Annotated in this window: 18 protein-coding genes; 13 read left to right on the forward strand and 5 right to left on the reverse strand. The window is 71.1% G+C overall.

Annotated features, from left to right (window positions below; genetic code table 11):
- Genes Q1B08_RS11165 through Q1B08_RS11175 form a run of 3 tightly spaced genes read left to right on the forward strand, consistent with a single transcriptional unit; the run spans nt 1 to nt 4,393 of the window.
- Nucleotides 1-942 (forward strand): acetamidase/formamidase family protein, encoded by a 942-nt coding sequence (locus Q1B08_RS11165; RefSeq protein ID WP_299818401.1) that lies wholly within the window; start codon nt 1-3, stop codon nt 940-942.
- A complete protein-coding gene (locus Q1B08_RS11170) occupies nt 939-2,711 on the forward strand; it encodes an ABC transporter ATP-binding protein (protein WP_299818403.1) in 1,773 nt (590 codons plus the stop codon). Before Q1B08_RS11165 ends, Q1B08_RS11170 begins: the two co-directional genes overlap by 4 nt.
- Entirely contained in the window at nt 2,708-4,393 is a 1,686-nt protein-coding gene (locus tag Q1B08_RS11175) for a peptidase M14 (protein ID WP_299818406.1), read from the forward strand. Before Q1B08_RS11170 ends, Q1B08_RS11175 begins: the two co-directional genes overlap by 4 nt.
- 186 nt (nt 4,394-4,579) lie before the next feature.
- Here Q1B08_RS11175 and secG read toward each other — a convergent pair whose 3' ends face one another.
- Nucleotides 4,580-4,927 (reverse strand): preprotein translocase subunit SecG, encoded by a 348-nt coding sequence (secG, locus tag Q1B08_RS11180; RefSeq protein WP_299818410.1) that lies wholly within the window; start codon nt 4,925-4,927, stop codon nt 4,580-4,582.
- Nucleotides 4,928-5,062: 135 nt separating this feature from the next.
- Here secG and Q1B08_RS11185 point away from each other — a divergent pair, with 135 nt between their 5' ends.
- Together Q1B08_RS11185 and Q1B08_RS11190 are read left to right on the forward strand one after the other, a co-directional pair.
- Nucleotides 5,063-6,355: an adenylosuccinate synthase gene (locus tag Q1B08_RS11185; protein WP_299818413.1), complete on the forward strand. Its 1,293-nt coding sequence runs from the start codon at nt 5,063-5,065 to the stop codon at nt 6,353-6,355.
- 9 nt (nt 6,356-6,364) lie between these two features.
- Entirely contained in the window at nt 6,365-6,604 is a 240-nt protein-coding gene (locus Q1B08_RS11190) for a DUF2842 domain-containing protein (protein WP_299818416.1), read from the forward strand.
- Between the two features lie 175 nt (nt 6,605-6,779).
- Here the strand turns inward: Q1B08_RS11190 and Q1B08_RS11195 are convergent, their stop codons facing one another.
- Nucleotides 6,780-7,886, reverse strand: a complete 1,107-nt coding sequence (locus tag Q1B08_RS11195) for a hypothetical protein (RefSeq protein WP_299818419.1) — start codon at nt 7,884-7,886, stop codon at nt 6,780-6,782.
- 118 nt (nt 7,887-8,004) lie between these two features.
- Here Q1B08_RS11195 and Q1B08_RS11200 point away from each other — a divergent pair, with 118 nt between their 5' ends.
- The 6 genes from Q1B08_RS11200 (at nt 8,005) to Q1B08_RS11225 (ending at nt 14,990) form a co-directional block, all read left to right on the forward strand.
- Nucleotides 8,005-8,697 carry a thiamine diphosphokinase gene (locus Q1B08_RS11200; protein WP_299818422.1) on the forward strand — a complete coding sequence of 231 codons (693 nt, stop codon included), beginning with the start codon at nt 8,005-8,007 and terminating at the stop codon, nt 8,695-8,697.
- A gap of 39 nt (nt 8,698-8,736) precedes the next feature.
- A complete protein-coding gene (gene rpiA / locus Q1B08_RS11205) occupies nt 8,737-9,516 on the forward strand; it encodes a ribose-5-phosphate isomerase RpiA (protein ID WP_299818425.1) in 780 nt (259 codons plus the stop codon).
- A gap of 49 nt (nt 9,517-9,565) precedes the next feature.
- Nucleotides 9,566-10,924 (forward strand): glutathione-disulfide reductase, encoded by a 1,359-nt coding sequence (gene gorA, locus Q1B08_RS11210; RefSeq protein ID WP_299818428.1) that lies wholly within the window; start codon nt 9,566-9,568, stop codon nt 10,922-10,924.
- 117 nt (nt 10,925-11,041) lie between these two features.
- A complete protein-coding gene (gene hflK, locus Q1B08_RS11215; RefSeq protein WP_299818431.1) occupies nt 11,042-12,199 on the forward strand; it encodes an FtsH protease activity modulator HflK in 1,158 nt (385 codons plus the stop codon).
- Nucleotides 12,199-13,317, forward strand: a complete 1,119-nt coding sequence (locus Q1B08_RS11220; protein ID WP_299818434.1) for a protease modulator HflC — start codon at nt 12,199-12,201, stop codon at nt 13,315-13,317. Before hflK ends, Q1B08_RS11220 begins: the two co-directional genes overlap by 1 nt.
- 203 nt (nt 13,318-13,520) lie before the next feature.
- Nucleotides 13,521-14,990 carry a Do family serine endopeptidase gene (locus Q1B08_RS11225; RefSeq protein ID WP_299818437.1) on the forward strand — a complete coding sequence of 490 codons (1,470 nt, stop codon included), beginning with the start codon at nt 13,521-13,523 and terminating at the stop codon, nt 14,988-14,990.
- A gap of 57 nt (nt 14,991-15,047) precedes the next feature.
- Here the strand turns inward: Q1B08_RS11225 and Q1B08_RS11230 are convergent, their stop codons facing one another.
- Complete coding sequence (locus Q1B08_RS11230; RefSeq protein ID WP_299818440.1) at nt 15,048-15,782, reverse strand: heparan-alpha-glucosaminide N-acetyltransferase; 735 nt, start codon at nt 15,780-15,782, stop codon at nt 15,048-15,050.
- 262 nt (nt 15,783-16,044) lie between these two features.
- Between Q1B08_RS11230 and Q1B08_RS11235 the strand changes: the two genes are divergently transcribed.
- Nucleotides 16,045-16,368 (forward strand): 2Fe-2S iron-sulfur cluster-binding protein, encoded by a 324-nt coding sequence (locus Q1B08_RS11235; protein ID WP_299818443.1) that lies wholly within the window; start codon nt 16,045-16,047, stop codon nt 16,366-16,368.
- 4 nt (nt 16,369-16,372) lie between these two features.
- On the opposite strand, the gene Q1B08_RS11240 is transcribed toward Q1B08_RS11235, so the two are convergent.
- Together Q1B08_RS11240 and purD are read right to left on the reverse strand one after the other, a co-directional pair.
- Nucleotides 16,373-16,753, reverse strand: coding sequence for a DoxX family protein (locus Q1B08_RS11240; protein ID WP_299818446.1), 381 nt, complete (start codon nt 16,751-16,753; stop codon nt 16,373-16,375).
- Nucleotides 16,750-18,006 carry a phosphoribosylamine--glycine ligase gene (gene purD, locus Q1B08_RS11245; RefSeq protein ID WP_299818448.1) on the reverse strand — a complete coding sequence of 419 codons (1,257 nt, stop codon included), beginning with the start codon at nt 18,004-18,006 and terminating at the stop codon, nt 16,750-16,752. The genes Q1B08_RS11240 and purD overlap by 4 nt, the downstream gene beginning before the upstream one ends.
- Nucleotides 18,007-18,101: 95 nt before the next feature.
- Here purD and xseA point away from each other — a divergent pair, with 95 nt between their 5' ends.
- Nucleotides 18,102-19,661, forward strand: a complete 1,560-nt coding sequence (xseA, locus tag Q1B08_RS11250) for an exodeoxyribonuclease VII large subunit (protein WP_299818451.1) — start codon at nt 18,102-18,104, stop codon at nt 19,659-19,661.
- Nucleotides 19,662-19,720: the final 59 nt, after the last annotated feature.

Consider the following 19,720-nt stretch of genomic DNA (forward strand, 5'->3'; position numbering starts at 1 on the left):
ATGTGCAAGCATTGCGACTACACGATCCACGGGCGCCATCACCACGGCTGGGACAATTCGATCCCGCCCGCCGAGACGGTGGCGCCGGGAAGCCGCATCCACTTCCGCTGCCTCGACAGCTCCGGCGGTCAGTTCACGCGGGAAAGCACGACGGCGGACGTCCCGAAGCTCGATTTCGATCTCATCAACCCGGTCACCGGTCCCGTCTTCGTCGACGGGGCCGAGCCGGGGGACGTGCTCAAGATCACGCTGGAGGCGTTCCACCCGTCGGGCTTCGGCTGGACGGCGAACATTCCGGGCTTCGGACTTCTGGCCGACCAGTTCCCCGACCCGCATCTGAAGATCTGGGACTACGACGCGGACAGCCTCGCGCCCGCGCTGTTCTCCGACATCGCGAAGGTGCCGCTCAAGCCCTTCGCGGGAACGATCGGCCTCGCCCCGGCGGAGGCTGGGCACCATTCGGTCGTCCCGCCCCGTCGGATGGGCGGCAACCTCGACATCCGCGACCTCGCCGCGGGGACCACGCTCTACCTGCCGGTGGAAGTGGCGGGCGCGCTGTTCTCCATCGGCGACACCCACGCGGCGCAGGGCGACGGCGAGGTCTGCGGCACCGCGATCGAAAGCCCGATGGACGTGGAGGTGACGCTCGACCTCATCAAGCAGGAGCGACTCGCCAATCCGCGCTTCACCACGCCGGGCCCGGTCACGCGTCATCTCGACGCGAAGGGCTACGAGGCGACGACGGGCGTCGGGCCGGACCTGATGGCGGGCGCGCGGAACGCGGTCTCGGCAATGGTCGACCTTCTGTCGAAGGAGCACGGCTTCTCGGCGGAGGACGCCTACCTGCTCTGCTCCGTCGCGGGCGACCTGCGGATCTCGGAGATCGTCGACATGCCGAACTGGATCGTGTCCTTCTACTTCCCCCGCATCGTCCTCGAATGAGCGGGGCCGACGACACCGGACGGGGCGGTCGCCGCCCCGTCCTTTCGGTCCGTGACCTTTCGGTGCAGGTCGCGACCGAGGCGGGCGCAAAGACCGTCCTCGACGGCCTGTCCTTCGACATCGCGGCGGGTGAGACACTGGCGCTCGCCGGGGAGAGCGGGTCGGGCAAGTCGATGACGGCGCTGGCGATCATGGGCCTGCTGCCGAAGCCCATGGCCCGGATCGCGGGCGGCTCCATCCGGCTGGGCAAGACGGAGCTCACCACGCTCGACGAGACCGACTACCGCCGCATCCGCTCGGCCCGGATCGCGATGATCTTTCAGGAGCCGATGACCTCGCTCAACCCGCTCATGCGCGTCGAGCGGCAGCTTTGCGAGGTCCTGCTCGAACACGGCGTCTGTTCCCGCCGGGAGGCGCCCGGCCGGGCGCTGCGATTGCTGCGGGACGTCCGACTGACCGAGCCGGAGCGGCGGTTGAGGCAATATCCGCACGAATTGTCGGGCGGCATGCGGCAGCGGGTGATGATCGCGATGGCGCTGGCCTGCGAGCCGGAGATCCTGATCGCCGACGAACCGACGACCGCGCTCGACGTGACGGTGCAGGCGGAGATCCTCGACCTCATCCGCACACTCCAGCGCGAGCACGGCACGGCGGTGCTCATGATCACCCACGACATGGGCGTGGTGGCCGAGATGGCCGACCGGGTCGTCGTCTTGCGCGCGGGGCGCGAGGAGGAGCAGGCGCCGGTCCGCGACCTCTTCGCGGCGCCGCGCACCGATTACGCCCGCACGCTCCTCGCCGCCGTGCCCCGCCTCGGCACCGCGCCCGCGCGCCCCGAGCGAGGGGAGGCGCGGCGGGTCGTGGAGGTGGACGACCTCTCTGTTCGCTTCGACCTGGCGGGTGGCCTGCTCAACCGGACGGTGGCGCGCGTCCACGCGGTGGAGGGCGTGTCCTTCCACATCCGCGCGGGCGAGACGCTGGCGCTGGTGGGTGAGTCGGGCTGCGGCAAGTCCACCATCGGCAAGGCGCTTCTGGGCCTTGTCCCGTGGGACGGGTCGATCCGCGTCGACGGGGCGGAGACGCGCGGCCGTTCGCGCGCGGCCATGCGGCCGGTGCTGCGCGACATCCAGATGGTGTTTCAGGATCCCGGCGCCTCGCTCGATGCGCGGATGCCGGTGGGCGCGCAGGTGACAGAGCCGATGCGCGTCCACGGTCTTGCCACCGGGTCCGAGCTGCGCGACCGGGCGGAATGGCTGTTCCGCAGGGTCGGCCTCTCGTCCGACATGCTGCGCCGCTACCCGCACGAATTCTCCGGGGGGCAGCGGCAGCGGATCTGCATCGCCCGCGCGTTGAGCCTTCAGCCCAAGGTCATCGTCGCCGACGAGAGCGTCTCCGCCCTCGACGTGAGCGTGCAGGCGCAGGTGCTCGACCTGCTGCGCGAACTTCAGGAGGCGGACGGGCTGTCCTATCTCTTCGTCAGCCACGACATGGCGGTGGTGGAGCAGGTGGCCGACCGGGTCATGGTCATGCGGCTGGGCCAGGTGATGGAGGAGGGGCCGCGGGACGCCGTTCTGCGCGACCCCCGCCATCCCTATACGCAGCGCCTTCTCGCCGCCGTGCCGGTGCCCGACCCGACGCGGCGCCGCGCGCCGATGCCCGACGCGTCCGGCGTCGAAGCGGCCAGCCCGATCTTTCCCGTGGGTGCCGGCCCCGCCCGCGTCGCGCTGGAGGAGGCGGGGCTCGGCCACCGCGTCGCCCGTCCGGCGTGACCCCGCTCGACGAGACGTTCCCCCGCGCGCTGGACGCCTTGCTGTCCGGGGCGACGACATTGTGGCTGTTCGAGGACGGGGCCACCCGCGCGGCGGCGGAGCGGAGCGCGGCAGAGGCCGGGCGCGCGGTCCGCATCCGCTCGGCCTACAAGACGCTGCTCCACGACGTGCTGGAGGACGGGGTGCTCGACGGGGCGCGGCGGGCGGTGATCCGGTATCCCGTCCTGCCGGGCGTGGCAGCCGACAGGTTCCGGCTGGAATGCTACCCGCTCCACGCTCTGGTGCCGGATTGCGAGATCGCGTTCGTGCCCGATCCGCAGGACGGCCCGGGCCTTCCCGTCTACACAGTGGAGACGGAGGACGCGCGCCACAGCGTGCCGGTCCCGGTGCGCCGGCGGGCGGGGGCGGACGGGCGGACGGTGCTCGGCGCCTGCGGCTGGGCCGCACGGGGCGACGAAGGCATGCCGCTCGAAACCGAATACGAGGCGATCTTCGAGCGAGCCTGCGCGGCGATGCGTGCGCTGCCGCCGGACCCGGCGGCGCCCGACGGCCCGTTCTTTCCGCGCCTCGATGTCGAGGTCACACTGCCAGTGGCGGACATGGTCCTGCCGGTCGGGCACGAGCGCATCTCGCTCGCGGAGGCGATGCACGAGGAAATCTACTTCGCCGGGCTCGAGATATTCCGTCAGCGGCTGGGCCTGCCGCCGGGCGAGCGGAGCGTGCGCTGCGGCCAGATAGTCCCCCGCGTCGTCATCGGCGACGTGCCGCGCCTGCAGATGCGCCTGAACGCGCCGGAGATCGAGCCGCCCGCGCCGGCTTGCCCAGAGCCGCCCGACCTCGGCACGGTCTCCCATTGGCTGAGCCCGGCGGAGATCGCGGGCCATCTCGACCGGATCGGCGGCGTCCCCTTCGCAGGTCGCTCGCGACAGGGCCGGGCCATCCCGGGCCGGTTCGTGAAAGGCACGGGCCGCGCCGCGCTGGCGATCTCCGGCGGGCAGCATGCCAACGAGAGCACGGGCATCGTCGGCGCCCTGCGCGCCGCACGCGACCTCGCCGCCGAGGGCCGCGCGAGCTTCACCGTCACGCCGCTCGAGAACCCCGACGGCTACGCCGTGTTCCGCGCGCTTTGCCGCGACCGGCCGCACGACATGCATCACGCCGCCCGCTACACGGCGAGCGGCGCCGATCTGGGACATGCCCGGGACTGTCCGGAACGGAACGTCCGCGACCGCGCGCGGGCGCATCTGTCGGCGGAGGTCCATCTGAATTTGCACGGCTACCCGAGTCACGAATGGACCCGCCCGCTTTCGGGCTACATCCCCGAGGGATTCGCGGGCTGGACGGTCCCGAAGGGCTTTTTCCTGATCCTGCGCCACGCGCCGGAGGCGGCGGCGCTCGGCCGATTGGTGCTCGACGCGGCGCTCGACGCGCTTGCCGCCTGCCCGGAAATCGCGGCGCAGAACCGCCGCATGTTGTCGCTCTACGACCGTTACGTCTCGGAACGTGCGTTCCGGGTCCATGCGGGCTGCGTCCCCTATGTGACCGGCGTCGAGGAAGGGGCGGACTATCCTGTGACGCTGATCACCGAGGCGCCCGACGAGACGGTCGACGGCGCGGCCTTCCGCCTCGCGCAGGCGGCCCATGCCCGGGTCGTCTCTGCCGTGGCAGCGGTGATCGGCTGAAGCGTCCGCGTGCGCTCCGACCCGGAGTTGCAGCAGGATAAAGCCGGGATCCCGCTCAAGAGGGCGGCGGGGACTGTCCGGCCCAGCGGAAAGGATGCGGGGCGGCGTATCGCGTCACGGCCGAACGCGAAGCCGGCGGCGTTGTCCGCCGGCCGGAGATATCGATCCGCGCCTGCGGTCCTCGACCTAGTCCGCGCGGGGCGGGACCAGCGGGGCGTCGCTCGCGGCCGGCGGCAGGAGATTCTCGGACGGCAACGACGGCGTCGCGTCTTCGGTCTCGGGCGGGGTCAGATCCACCACCGAGCCGCCCGTCGCGTTCGAGGCCGCGATGATCGTCAGCGCGATGGAGGTGGCAAGGAACGAGATGGCAAGCGCCCAGGTCAGCTTGGTCATCGCCGTCGCCGCCTGCCGGCCGCTCATCACGCCGCCGGAGCCGCCCATGCCGAGCCCGCCCCCTTCGGAACGCTGCAGCAGCACGATGCCGATCAGGCACACCGCGAGGATCAGGTGGATGACGAGGACGACGTTTTCCATGCGGGGGCCGGCTCCGGTCTCTGGGTCGGCGGCTACCTATTGGGTCCGCGCCCGTGCCGCAAGTCCCGGAGGCTTCCCTCGCCGGGGACGCTGCGCTAGGGGGACGCGGCTTGAACGCGCGATGCGGGGAACCTGATGGCGAATGTGGTGGTGGTCGGCGCCCAGTGGGGCGACGAGGGCAAGGGCAAGATCGTCGACTGGCTGAGCGAGCGGGCCGACGTCATCGCGCGATTCCAGGGTGGACACAATGCCGGGCACACGCTGGTCGTGGACGGCGAGGTCTACAAGCTGTCGCTCCTGCCTTCGGGCATCGTGCGGGGCGGCAAGCTCTCCGTGATCGGCAATGGCGTGGTGCTCGACCCCTGGCACCTGAAGCAGGAGATCGAGGGCCTGCGCGGGCAGGGGGTGGAGATCACGCCCGAAACGCTGATGATCGCCGAGAACACGCCGCTCATCCTGCCGATCCACGGCGAACTCGACCGCGCGCGGGAAAGCGCGAACGCGGTCGCGCGGATCGGCACCACGGGCCGCGGCATCGGGCCGGCCTACGAGGACAAGGTCGGACGCCGCGCCATCCGCGTGGCCGATCTTGCCGATGACGCGACGCTGGAGGCCCGGGTGGACCGCGCGCTCGTGCACCACGATGCGCTGCGCCGCGGGCTCGGGATGGAGCCGGTGGACCGCGACGGGCTCCTCGCCGCGCTGCGCGAGATCGCGCCGACCGTGCTGGAATACGCCGCGCCGGTCTGGAAGGTGCTCGACGGGAACCGTCGCGCCGGCAAGCGCATTCTCTTCGAGGGGGCGCAGGGCGCGCTGCTCGACATCGATTTCGGCACCTATCCCTTTGTCACCTCCTCCAACGTCATTGCGGGGCAGGCGTCCACGGGGACCGGAATCGGCCCGGGGGCGATCGACTTCGTCCTGGGCATCGTCAAGGCCTACACGACCCGGGTGGGCGAGGGGCCGTTCCCGGCCGAACTCCACGACGCGGACGGGCAGCGCCTGGGCGAGCGCGGACGCGAGTTCGGCACGGTGACGGGCCGCAAGCGCCGCTGCGGCTGGTTCGACGCGGTGCTGGTGCGCCAGACCTGCACGACCTCCGGCGTGAACGGTATCGCGCTCACCAAGCTCGACGTGCTCGACGGGTTCGAAACGCTGCGGATTTGCGTGGGCTACGAGCTGGACGGGGAGACGCTCGACCATCTGCCCTTCGCGGCCGACGCGCAGGCCCGCTGCAAGCCGATCTGGGAGGAGATGCCGGGCTGGTCGCAATCGACGGAAGGGGCGCGGAGCTGGGCGGACCTGCCGGCGGAGGCGATCAAGTACGTGCGGCGGGTGGAGGAGTTGATCCAGTGCCCCGTCGCCCTTCTTTCGACCTCGCCGGAGCGTGAGGACACGATCCTCGTCACCGACCCGTTCGAGGACTAGGTTCCCGGCATGGCTCTCGCACACCGGACCCGAAAGCGCCTGTCGCTCCTGATCCTCGTGGTGGGACTGCCGCTCTACATCTTCGTGGTCGTGGGCGTGCTCGGCCTGATCTACGACCGCTTCGGCCAGCCGCCGATCCTGCTGGAGCTGGCGATCTACGTCGTGCTGGGCGTGGCGGCGTTCCTGCCGCTCAAGCCCATCTTCCTCGGCACCAGCCGCGCGGATCCCGACGCGCCGCCGGAGGAGTGACGTCCGGGCGGCGCGGACAGGGTCTCGTCCCACGCCCGGGCGGACGTCGCACGCGCCATCGGCCGCGACGGGGACGGGGACGGGTCAGGTTTTGCTGGAAGCGGGCAAAGGCCTTTCCGGCCATTCGGCCGGCGGGCGGGTCGCGTCCGGCGCCGTCGTCCCCCGACCCGCGACGTCAATCCTCGCTGCGTCCGCGCGGGTCTGTCGCCGCGTAAAGGCCGCGCGCGACCTTGACGATGCGGCCTTCGCGCAGGAGCGATCCGAAGGCGCGCAGGCCTTCCTCCCGCCCGATCTCCCCGAAGGCTTCCGCCGCGATATGCAGGAGACGGGGGCGCGAGAAGCGGTCCTGACCCAGCATCTCCGACGCGAAGATCGCGGCGGCGGCGAGGATCTCGGGCAGCCTCGCCGCGCCGGTCTCCAGCGCGAAGCTCTCGAAGTCGAGCGGCTCGGACGGGTCCGGCCGATCCCCCTCGATCCGCTGCCCCGACGCGAGGATGAGCGGGCTCGTGCCGTCCTCGCCGCCCGCGCGCGGCCGCACGTTGGAGGCGAGGTCGGCACGGTAGGCTCCGGTCTCGTCGTCCGGGCGGGACGGTGCCGTCGTGTCCGCCCGCTTTGCGGCGACGGCGGCCCTGAGATGCGAGATGCTGGCGTGGCGGCTTCTGGCGTCGTCCTCGGTCAGGCGGCTGTCCGTCGCGGCGAACAGGCGTTCCGCCTCCGGATCCCCGAGATCGGCCTTCGCTGAGCGGGAGGTCCGGGGGGGAGCCCCGGGCCGGTCGGTCGCCGGATCCGGCGGCGCGCCGACCTCGATCGTGTCGTCGGCTTCCGCGCGTTCCTCGTCGGCCTGCCAGAAATGCCAGGCGCCCTCGTCCCAGATCTCCTCCTCCCAGGCGTGGTCCCCGGCCTCGAGCGGGCCGTAGGGCAACTTCGCGTCGGCGACCGGCCCGGCGGGCGCCGGATCGGGGATGTCGGCGTCCGACGGAGAATCCGGCTCGTCTTCGCGCGTCTCTGCTGCGGGGTCCGTCGGCGTGCCCGCGTCCGGCGGTTCGCCGTCCCCGGGAGGCGCCGGGTCCGCGACGGGCTCCGTGACGAGCCGTCCGGTCGCCCCGTGCGGCGCGGCCGGGGCCGGCGGGGACGGCGCGGCGCCGAAATGGCGGTCCTGCGCGGCGAGGTCGCGGAACTGCGCGGCGATCTCCGACAGCGCGCCGACCGGATCGTCGAAGCCCTCCAGCGTACAGGAAAAGGCCCCGTAGGACACGGTCAGCTTTTTCGTAGGCGGGGACATCTCTGCGGCCACTTCCTTCCCGGCGGGGAATCTGTGTTTCTCTCCCTTGGACATGAACCGGGGAATTCAGTCAAATGGCGTCCCCTTCGGGGCCATTTGACGATGACGAGGCCAGATTTTGACACGATCCGAGCGCGAGGGGGACATGGAGGCGGGGGCGATGACGACCTTCGTGGGCGGCGCGCCCGTCGAGGCCGCGACGCTTCGCGCCGCGCTCGCCCGGGCGCCGCGGCTCGTCGCGGTCGACGGGGGCGCGGACATGCTGCGCGCCGCGGGCCTCGTGCCCGAGGCGGTGATCGGCGATCTCGATTCGATCTCGCCCGCCGCGCGCGACCACTTCGCCGACCGGCTCCGGCACGTCGCGGAGCAGGACAGCACCGATTTCGCCAAGGCGGTACGCAGCTTTCCCGGCCCGGCCATCGCCGTCGGCTTCCTCGGTGCCCGGGTCGACCACTTCCTCGCCTGCCTGACGGAACTGGCGCGGAGCGGAACCGATTGCGTCCTGCTGGGCGAAATGGATTGCGTCTGCATCGCCCCGCCCGAGGCGGTGCTGGACCTCGCCCCCGGCACGCGCGTCTCGCTCTGGCCGCTGGAGCCGGCGACGGGGCGCAGCGCCGGGCTCGAATGGCCCATCGACGGTCTCGGCCTCGCACCGGCCGTCCGCGCGGGCACGTCGAACCGGGCTACCGGGCGCGTCACGCTGTCGCTTTCGGGCGGGCCGGTGGCGCTGATCCTGCCGGCGGAGGCGCTCGACGCGATGCTCGCGGCGCGGAAAATGGGGCCTCGCGGCGCGGCACCCCCCTCGCTATAAGGCTGTCGGACAGAACCCGGACAGACCAAGGAGCCGCGCATGCCAGCCGATCTCGATCCGTCCGACATGGCAAAGGCCGTCGCCGCGCGCCGCGCGCTCGACTACGTGCAGGACGGCATGCGGATCGGACTCGGCACCGGCTCCACGGCCAACTTCATGATTCGCGGGCTGGGCGAGATGATCCGCCGCGACGGGCTGCGGGTGACAGGCGTGCCGACCTCCGGGCGGACGGCGAAGCTCGCGGCGGAATGCGGCGTTCCGCTCGCCACGCTGGACGAGCTGCGCTGGCTCGACCTGACCATCGACGGCGCCGACGAGTTCGACGGCGACCTGCATCTTATCAAGGGCGGCGGCGGTGCGCTGCTGCAGGAAAAGATCGTGGCCACCGCGTCGGACATGATGGTCGTCATCGCCGACGCGGCCAAGAAGGTGGAGCATCTGGGCGGCTTTCCACTGCCGGTGGAGGTCATCCCGTTCGGCTGGCAGACCACGAAGGGCCTGATCGAGGAGAGCCTGATCGGCGCCGACGTGAACGGCCGGACCGTCACCCTCCGGCAGGGCGACGACGCGCCGTTCCGCACCGACGAGGGGAACCTGATCCTCGATTTGCACCTGCGGCGGATCGGCAACCCCAACCAGCTCGCGCTGGTCCTCAACCAGATCCCCGGGGTGGTGGAGAACGGCCTGTTCCTCGACATCTGCGACGTGGTCGTGATCGGTGCCGCCGACGGCACGATCGAGCTGCATGACAGCCTCGCCGGCACGATCCTGCGGGACCGCATCGACCTTGCGCAGGACGACAACATCTTCCGCGACTAGACGGCCCGTGCGCCGCCGGCCCGGGCCCCGATCCGCGAAAGGATTGCTCATGGATTTCGACTACGACCTCTTCGTCATCGGCGGCGGCTCCGGCGGGGTCCGCGCGGCCCGGCTGACGGCGCAGGACGGCCACCGCGTCGGGCTCGCCGAGTCGAGCCGGATGGGGGGCACCTGCGTGATCCGGGGCTGCGTGCCCAAGAAGCTCATGGTCTATGCCAGCGAATATCCGGAGGCGATCGCCCTGGCGCGCGAATACGGCTGGGACGCCAGCTCCGGCGCGTTCGACTGGATGCGGTTCCGCGACGGACTGCACGCGGAGCTCGATCGGCTCGAGGGGGTCTACCGCCGCAATCTCGACGCCGCCGGAGTGGAGATCTTCGACCAGCGCGCCGTGCTCGACGACCCGCATACGGTGCGGCTCGCCGACGGCACGACGAAGACCGCGCGGCACATCCTCGTCGCGACCGGCGGGCGACCCTACCGGCCGGAGATGACGAATGCCGACGCGGGTATCGTGTCTGACGACGTGTTCCATCTGGACGCGGTGCCGCAGAAGATGCTGGTCGTCGGAGCCGGCTATATCGGCTGCGAGTTCGCCTGCATTTTCCACGGGCTCGGCGCCGAGGTCAGCATGTTCGTCCGCGGCGCGCAGATCCTGCGCGGCTTCGACGAGGAGGCGCGCGGCCATGTCGCCGACGCCATGCAGCAGCGCGGCATCCGCATCCATACGGGATGCGCGCCCATGCAGGTCGAGCGGCGCGACGGCCGCATCCACGTGAAGGGGTCGAACGGGCACGAGGAGGCGTTCGATTGCCTGCTCTGGGCCACGGGCCGGCGCCCCAACACGGAAGGGATGGGGCTCGAGGCGCTCGGCGTGGGGATCGACCGCAAGGGCACGGTCGCCGTGGACGAATACGGCCAGACCGCCGTGCCCTCGATCTTCGCTCTGGGCGACGCGATCGGTCGGATGGAACTGACGCCCGTGGCGATCCGCGAGGCGGCGGCGTTCCACAGGACCGTGTTCCGCGGCGAGAAGACGGCGATGGATTACGACCTCGTCGCCACCGCCACCTTCACCCAGCCCGAGATGGGCAGCGTCGGCATGACGGAGGAGGAGGCCGAGGCGGCGGAGCCGACGCTGGTCTACGCCACATCCTTCAGGCCCATGCAGCAGGCCTTCGCGGGCGGAGAGGAGCGCGTCCTCTTCAAGCTCCTCGTCAGTCGGGATACGGACCGGATCCTCGGGGCCCATATCGTCGGGCCGCAGGCGGGCGAGATGATCCAGATCGTCGCGATCGCGCTCAAGATGGGGGCGACCAAGGCCGACTTCGACCGGACCTGCGCGGTGCACCCGACGATGGCCGAGGAGATGGTGACCATGCGCGAGCCCGTCCGCACATTGTCTTGAGGTTCTGCGGCCAGCCCGCACACTTTCTTGAATCGGGGTGGCCAAGGCCCGATCTAGCGTGGAGAAGCACCGCGGACGCGAAATACGCGGAACAACGATCTGAGAGGGACGATCCTGATGGCAGGTAGCGGAGGCCCCTGGGGCGGTGGCGGCAATTCGGGCGGAGGCGACAATCGGCCGCCGGAACGTCCGAACGGCGGGCGGAGGTCCCCGGGCCGCGGGTCGCAAGGCGTTCCCGAGATGGACCAGCTCTTGAAGAAGGGCCAGGACCAGCTCCGCGTCCTGATGGGCGGGCGCGGCAACGGGCCGAACAAATCGGGCGGGCCGGGTGGCGGCCTGCCGATCAACCGCGCGACCATCGGCATCGGGATCGCGATCCTCGTAGTGATCTGGCTGGTCCTGTCGGTCTATCGCGTCCAGCCCGATCAGCGCTCGGTCGAGCTGTTCCTGGGCGATTTCTCCGGCATCGGTGAGCCGGGCCTGAACTTCGCGCCCTGGCCCGTGGTGACGAAGGAGGTGCTTTCGGTCACGGCCGAACGCACGGTCGCCATCGGCGAGAATCGCGGCGACCGGGCCGAGCAGGGCCTGATGCTGACGGGCGACGAGAACATCGTCGACATCGACTTCGAGGTGGTCTGGAACATCAACGACCCGGCCGAATACCTCTTCAACCTTCGCGACCCCGAGCAGACGATCCGCGCGGTGAGCGAATCCGCCATGCGCGAGATCGTGGCGCAGTCGCAGCTGGCGCCGATCCTCAACCGCGACCGCGGCGTCATCGCGGACCGTCTGCGCGAGCTCATCCAGTCGACGCTCGACAGCTACAATTCCGGCGTCCAGATCCTCCGTGTGAACTTCAACCGCGCCGACCCGCCCGAGCAGGTGATCGACGCCTTCCGCGAGGTGCAGGCCGCCGAGCAGCAGCGCGAGCGGCTCCAGTCGGAGGCCGACCGCTACGCCAACCAGGTGCTTGCCGGGGCGCGCGGCGAGGCGGCACAGCTTCTCGAGGAGGCGGAGGGCTACCGCGCCCGCGTCGTCAACGAGGCCGAGGGTGAGGCGAGCCGCTTCACCGCAGTTCTGCAGGAATACGTCAACGCGCCCGAAGTGACGCGCAAGCGCCTCTATCTCGAGACGATGGAGCAGGTGCTGGGCGACGTCGACAAGATCATCGTCGACGGCGGCGTCACCGGCGGCGCCGGGGGGCAGGGCGTCGTGCCCTACCTGCCGCTCAACGAACTGCGCGGTGGCCGCACCACCCAAGGAGGAACGAACTGATGAACCGCTCTATCTGGCTTCTTCCCGTCGCGGTCGTCGTGCTCGCGCTGATCTTCTCGTCGATCTATGTGGTCGACGAGCGGCAGAAGGCGCTGGTCCTGCAGTTCGGCCGCGTGGTCGACGTCAAGACCGAGCCGGGCCTGTCGTTCAAGATCCCGCTCATCCAGGACGTGGCCTATTACGACGACCGCATCCTGTCGCGGGACTTCCCGCCGATCGAGGTCACGCCGAGCGACGACCGCCGCCTCGTCGTGGACGCCTTTGCCCGCTACCGCATCGCCGACCTGCGCCAGTTCCGGGAGGCGAACCCCGCCGCCGGGATCGAGCAGGCGGAATCACGGCTCGACGGGATCATCAGCTCGCAGCTGCGCGCCGTGCTGGGCTCGGTCTCCTCCGACGAGATTTTGTCGGAGGACCGCGCGACCCTGATGCAGGAAATCGCGCAGAACGTCCGCTCGAGGGCCGCCAATCTCGGCCTGCAGATCATCGACGTCCGGCTCAAGCGCACCGACCTGCCGTCGCAGAACCTCGACGCGACCTTTGCGCGGATGCGGGCGGAGCGCGAGCGCGAGGCCGCCGACGAGGTCGCCCGCGGCGAGGAAGCGGCACAGCGCATCCGCGCGCAGGCCGACCGCACCGTGATCGAGCTGACCTCCGAGGCGCAGCGCGAAGCCGAGATCGCCCGGGGCGAGGCCGATGCCCGCCGCAACGCGATCTTCGCGAGCGCGTTCTCGAGCGATCCCGAGTTCTTCGAGTTCTACCGTTCGCTGACCGCCTATACGCGCGCCCTGCAGGGCAGCAACTCGACGCTCGTCCTGTCGCCGGATTCGGAGTTCTTCGACTACCTGAAGACCGACCGTCGGCCTGATTCCGCGGGCACGCCCACGGCGCGGGTGCAGCCCGCGAACCCGCCGGGCAACGTGGCCGAGGGCGACGACGCGGACCTTTCACCCGAGGCGATTACCGACGACACCCCGCCGTCGGACGACGCGGGGACGCAGGACCAGCCGGACATCGAGACGCCGGCCGCGGGGAGCGTCGCCCCGGACGCCGCCGGTGACGGAAGCCAGGTCGAGGCGGAGCTCGAGACCGATGTGGAAATCGTGCCGGCTGAATGACCCGACGGGTCCGAAGGACGGTGGAACGGGCGCGCAAGCGCCCGTTTCGCGTTCGGGCTTCGCGTCTTGTGCCCCGGCCACGATGCGCGAGCGTCACACCCATGTGAAGCTTCGTGCGTTGAACCCGACCGGTGTGATATGAACATGGCGAGCACCGAACAGGCGGCGCCGGCGCCGCGAACTGGTATCTCAGGAGGATCATCTTGACGACCGACATCACCATTCCGCGGCCCGTCGGCGACGCGTTCCGCGCCCTGCAGGCCGCCGTCCTCGGCGTCGCGCTCATTGTCGCGACCCCGCTGGCCGCCACGGCGCAGACACGGCCCGACACCTTCGCCGACCTCGTGGATCAGGTCTCCGAATCCGTGGTCAACATCACCACGAACACCACGATCGCCTCCGCCGAGAGCGGACCGAACTCGGGCAACCCGCTCGAGGACTTCTTCGAGGAGTTCCGCAACCGCCGCCCCGACGGGCTCGAGCCGCCGGTCCCGCCGCGGTCGCGTCGCGGCAGCGCCCTCGGGTCCGGCTTCGTGATCTCCGAGGACGGCTACATCGTCACCAACAACCACGTCATCGAGAACGCCGACGAGATCACGATCGAGTTCTACTCGGGCGAGGAGCTCGACGCCGAGCTGATCGGCACCGACCCGAACACCGACATCGCGCTCCTCAAGGTCGAGACGCCGGAGCCGATGGAGTTCGTTCCCTTCGGCGACAGCGACGCGATGCGGACCGGCGACTGGGTCATGGCGATGGGCAACCCGCTGGGGCAGGGCTTTTCCGTCTCCGCCGGCATCGTCTCCGCCCGCGAACGTGAGCTGCAGGGCGCCTACGACGACTACATCCAGACCGACGCGGCCATCAACCGCGGCAATTCCGGCGGCCCGCTCTTCAACATGAACGGCGAGGTCATCGGGGTGAACACCGCGATCCTGTCGCCCACCGGCGGTTCCATCGGCATCGGTTTCGCCATGTCCTCGAACGTCGTGACCCGCGTGATCGAGCAGCTGCAGGAATACGGCGAGACCCGTCGCGGCTGGCTCGGCGTGCGCATCCAGGACGTCGACGAGGAGCTGGCCGACGCGCTCGGGCTCGAGACGGCGCGCGGCGCCCTCGTCACCGACGTGCCGGACGGCCCGGCCAAGGATGCCGGCATCGAGGCGCGCGACGTGATCGTGTCCTTCGACGGCACGGAAATCGACTCCACCCGCCAGCTCGTCCGCACCGTCGGCAACGCGCCGGTCGACAAGGCCGTCCGCGTCACCGTCTTCCGTGACGGCGAGACGCAAACGTTGCTTGTGACGCTTGGCCGTCGCGAGGAGGCGGAGCGCGCCGTTCCGGCGTCCATGAATCCGGACGATCCCGCGGAGACGACGACTCTGGGTCTGACGGTCTCCGCCCTGACCGACGAGGTCCGTGCCGAGCTGGGCCTCGGCGAGGACGCACAGGGAATCGTCGTGACCGACGTCGCGGAGGACAGCGCCGCCTTCGAGAAGGGGATCGCCGCCGGCGACCTGATCGAGCAGGCCGGGCAGGTCGACGTCACGACCGTCAGCGAGTTCGAGGACCGGATCGAGGAGGCGCGGGACGCCGGGCAGAAGACTTTCCTGCTGCTCGTCCGCCGGGGCGCCGACGCGCGCTTTGTCGCGATCCCGCTCGAGGATGAATGATCCGCGTCTTCTGACGTGGTGACGACACGGGAACGGGCGCCCCGCGGGCGCCCGTTTTCACATCCGTTGCCAGAGCCAGGCGCCGGCGACGATCACGGCGATCAGCGCCGGCTGGTGGACGAGGTAGATCGGAAGCGCGTGCCGCCCCGGCCAGGCCAGCGCCCGCGCCACCCGCCCGGGCCGCGCCGGGCCCCATCGGAACAGCGCCACCCCGCCCGCCTGCCCGAAGGCGAGCCCGGCGAGGAACGGCGCGAGCCACGGCACCATCGGCTCGTAATCCATCATCGGCGGCACGCCGGTTCCGAGCCCGCTCCAGAGCCAGAACGTCCCGTCGAAGGCCGGACCGCGCAGCGACGGCAGGGCGAAGAGCACCAGCAAGGCGGCCAGCGCCGTGCCCCAGGCCGGCACCCGCAGAAACGGCAGGGCCAGCACGCTTGACAGCGCGATGGAATGGAGGATGCCGAACCGCACCCAGGCCTCTGGTACGGCGATCCGTGTCGCGAGCGAGATCGCCGCCGCCGCGCCCGCCACCTGTGCCAGCCGCACGAGGTAGGAGCGGCGGCGAAACGCCCGCCCGTGCGCGAGCCAGAGCGAGAACCCCGCGAGGAACACGAAGGTCGAGGCGATGGCACGCGCCGAAAGGTTCCAAAGCTCGCCGAAGGTCGTCCCCGGCGGCACGAGGCCCAGCACCTCGAAATCGCGTCCGAAGTGAAACGCCGCCATCGCGACGATCGCCAGCGACCGCAGCCAGTCCACCGCGATCAGGCGGCCGGAGGGGGGCGCCGCGCTCACGCCCCGTCCCGCCGACGGGCCCGTCGTGTCGTCGTGTCGCACCCGACCGGGCCGGACGCGCGGGGGCGTGTCCGTATCGGCGATGGAGGGGCAGAGGATGGGATCGGCAGGGGCATGGCACCGGGTTTCGGGAGGGGGCCGCGCGGGGCCGCATCCAGCACTCCTAGCCAAGAGGCGGAGGCCGGGAAACCGTGCGTCCGCCCTCTGTTGCACGCCGGTCACCCGGCGGCTAACCCATGCCCGAACCGGTCCAGGAGTTTCCATGCCCAAGATCACCTATATCGAGCACGGCGGCAAAGAGCATGTCGTGGACGTCCCCGTTGGCCTTACCGTGATGGAAGGCGCCCGCGACAACGGCATCCCCGGCATCGAGGCCGATTGCGGCGGCGCCTGCGCCTGCTCCACCTGCCACGTCTACGTCGCGAAGGACTGGGCCGAAAAGCTGCCCCCCGTAGATCCGATGGAGGAGGACATGCTCGACTTCGCCTTCGAGCCCGATCCCGAACGCTCGCGCCTGACCTGCCAGCTCAAGGTGACGGAAGCGCTCGACGGGCTAGTGGTGCAGATGCCCGCGAAGCAGATCTGACGCCTCACCGACGTCGCCCCGCCACGTCCCACGCCACCGCGAGCGCGAGGCAGCCGCCCGCGATGGCCCAGTTCTTGACGAAGATGGTCATCTGCCACGGATCGTCGGGAAGGAAGTGGAACAGGCTGGTGACGCCGCAATAGGCCGCGAGCGACAACGCCACCGGCGTGACGAAGCGCCCCGCGACGAGGCAAAGCGCCGACGCGGCGCCGTAGGCCAGCGCCACCCAGACGAGCCAGACGGGCAGGTTTCGCCCCGCGAGGAGGCCCTCGACCGACCCGGGGTCGAGCGCCTTCTGCACAGCGCCCCCCGCGAAGAGAGCGGCGATCAGAAGGCGCGCGATCAGGAGCGCCGGCGCGTGCCAGCGGGCGCGGCGGCGACTCACAGCGCGCGCCACCCGATATCCCGCCGGCAGAACCCGTCCACCCAATCGATCCGGTCCACCGCGGCATAGGCCCGATCCCGCGCCGTCCGAAGCGTCTCGCCCCGCGCGGTGACGCCCAGCACCCGGCCGCCCGTCGCGACGAGTCGTCCGTCCTGCATCGCCGTGCCGGCATGGAACACCGTGGTCCCATCGTCGGGCGCCACCGCGTCGAGCCCGCCGATCGCGCCGCCCTTCGCGTAGGGCCCCGGATAGCCCTCCGCCGCCATCACGACGCAGAGCGCGTGATCGTCGGCCCAGCGGACGCGTGCCTCGCCCAGCCGTCCTTCCGCGCAGGCCAGCATCAGGTCGAGCGCCTGTCCGCCCAGCCGCATCATCAGGCACTGGCATTCCGGGTCGCCGAAGCGGACGTTGTATTCCACGAGGCTCGGCCGGCCCTCCGCGATCATCAGGCCGACGAACAGGACGCCCCGCATCGGCGTGCCGCGCCGCGCCATCTCCGCCATGGTCGGCCGCACGATCTCGTCGAGGGCCCGGCGCTCGACCTCCGGCGTCATCACGGGGGCGGGGGAATAGGCGCCCATCCCGCCCGTGTTCGGCCCGGTATCGCCCTCGCCGACGCGCTTGTGGTCCTGCGCCGAGCCGAGGGACAGGACATCCTCGCCATCGACGAGGCAGAAGAACGACGCTTCCTCGCCCTGGAGGAACGCCTCGATCACCACCTCTGCCGTCCCATGCGCGCCGTCGAAGATGTCGGCGAGCGCCGCCTCCGCCGCCTCCCGCGTTTCCGCCACGGTGACGCCCTTGCCGGCGGCGAGCCCGTCGGCCTTCACCACGACCGGGAGCGGATGGTCGGCCACGTAGGCCCGGGCGGCGTCGGGGTCGTCGAATCGCGCATGGGCGGCGGTCGGCGCGCCCACGGCCGCGCAGATCTCCTTGGTGAAGGCCTTCGACGCCTCGAGCCGGGCCGCGGCGACGGACGGTCCCAGGACCGTCAGCCCGGCGTCGCGGAGCGTGTCGGCCACGCCCAGGACGAGCGGTGCCTCGGGCCCCACGATCACGAAGTCGATGCTTTCCTCGCAGGCCCATTCCGCCACCGCCGCGCCGTCGAGGATGTCGAGCGCTGCGCATTCCGCGAGCTCCGCGATGCCGGCATTGCCCGGCGCCACGACCAGACGGTCGCATTTCGGGTTCTGCAGCACCGCCCAGGCCAGCGCGTGCTCCCGTCCGCCGGAGCCGAGGATGAGAATGTTCATGGCCGCCGCCTCCTGTCGTGTCGCCGGCGGTGTAGGGGGCCGGGCGGACCCGGACAAGGCTGGCCCGCGGCAGGCCCGCGCGGTAGGAGCGGGGCATGGACGATCTGATCGACGGCCCCGAGCCGCAACCCCGCCGGAACGAGGCCGAATACACCGTCTCCGAGATCTCGGGCGCGGTGAAACGGACGCTGGAGGACGCGTTCGGCCGCATCCGCGTGCGCGGCGAGATCGGGCGCATCTTCCGCGCCCGCTCGGGCCATCTCTACTACGACATCAAGGACGACCGGAACGTGCTGGCCTGCACGACATGGAAGGGCCAGATCGCGCAGCTCTCCGTCGAGCCCGAGGAGGGGATGGAGGTGATCGTCACCGGCCGGCTGTCGGGCTTCGGGGCGCAGTCGAAATACAACCTCAACGTCGACGCGATGGAAGTGGCGGGCGCCGGCGCGCTGATGGCGATGCTGGAGAAGCGGCGTCTGGCGCTGGCGGCGGAGGGTCTGTTCGACGCGTCGCGCAAGCGCGACCTGCCGCGGCTGCCGAATGTGATCGGGGTCGTCACCTCGCCGCAGGGGGCGGTGATCCGCGACATCCTGCATCGCTTGAGGGAGCGGTTCCCGCGCCATGTGCTGATCTGGCCCGTGGCGGTGCAGGGCCGCGCCTGCGCGCCGGAGGTGGCGGCGGCGATCCGCGGCTTCAACGCGCTCGCCCCCGGCGGGCCGATCCCGCGGCCGGACCTCATCATCGTCGCGCGCGGCGGCGGCTCCATCGAGGATCTGTGGGGCTTCAACGAGGAGGTCGTGGTCCGCGCCGCCGCCGGGAGCGCGATTCCACTGATTTCCGCTGTGGGGCACGAAACCGACACGACGCTGATCGACCACGCGGCCGACCGACGCGCGCCGACGCCCACGGCGGCCGCCGAGATCGCCGTGCCCGTCCGGCTTGACCTTTTGGCGACGGTGGCCGATCTGGGCGCACGACAGGCGCGCTGCGCCCGTGCCGGCGTGGAGGCAAGGCGGCAGCGCTGGCGCGACTTGTCCCGCGCCATGCCGCGGCGCGAGACGCTGCTCTCGGGCGCACGGCAGCGGCTCGACCTCGCCTCCGACCGCCTGCCCACGGCACTCCGGGGGCGGACGGCGCGCGCGCGGGTCGCGCTGTCCCGGCTGGAGGGACGCATCACGCCCGGCGCGCTCGCCGCCCGGACGGCGACCGAGCGGCGGCGGCTCGAACAACTCGTGCAGCGCCTTGACGCGGCCCTGCCTCGGGCGCGGACCCGGGCGGCGCAGGACCTCGCCCGGCAGGCCGCCCGCCTTTCGCCCGAGCCGCTCCGCCGCCGTCTCGTCGCGGAAGGCTGCCGGGCCGACAACGCCGCCGCCCGCCTTCGCCCGCTGATCCGGGGAATCGCGGGTCGGGCGGAGGAGCGATTGGCCGGGCTCGAACGGCTGCGTCTCTCGCTTGGCTACGAGCGCACGCTGGAACGCGGCTTCGCGGTTGTCTGGGCGGCCGGTTCGGTCGTGACCGATGCCCCGGAGGCACGCCGGGCCGGCCAGGTGCAGATCCAGTTCGCCGGCGGGGCACGGGTGGAGGCGATCACCGGCACCGTTCCGCCGCGCGGCAGGGACAAACCCAAGCCGCCCGATCAGGGCTCGCTCTTTTGACGTCTTTGCGTCCGAAATATCCCGGGTGAGGGCCGCAGACCCGAGGGCGGCGCCCTTGC

Source organism: uncultured Jannaschia sp., from assembly GCF_947494025.1.
Taxonomy (GTDB): domain Bacteria; phylum Pseudomonadota; class Alphaproteobacteria; order Rhodobacterales; family Rhodobacteraceae; genus Jannaschia.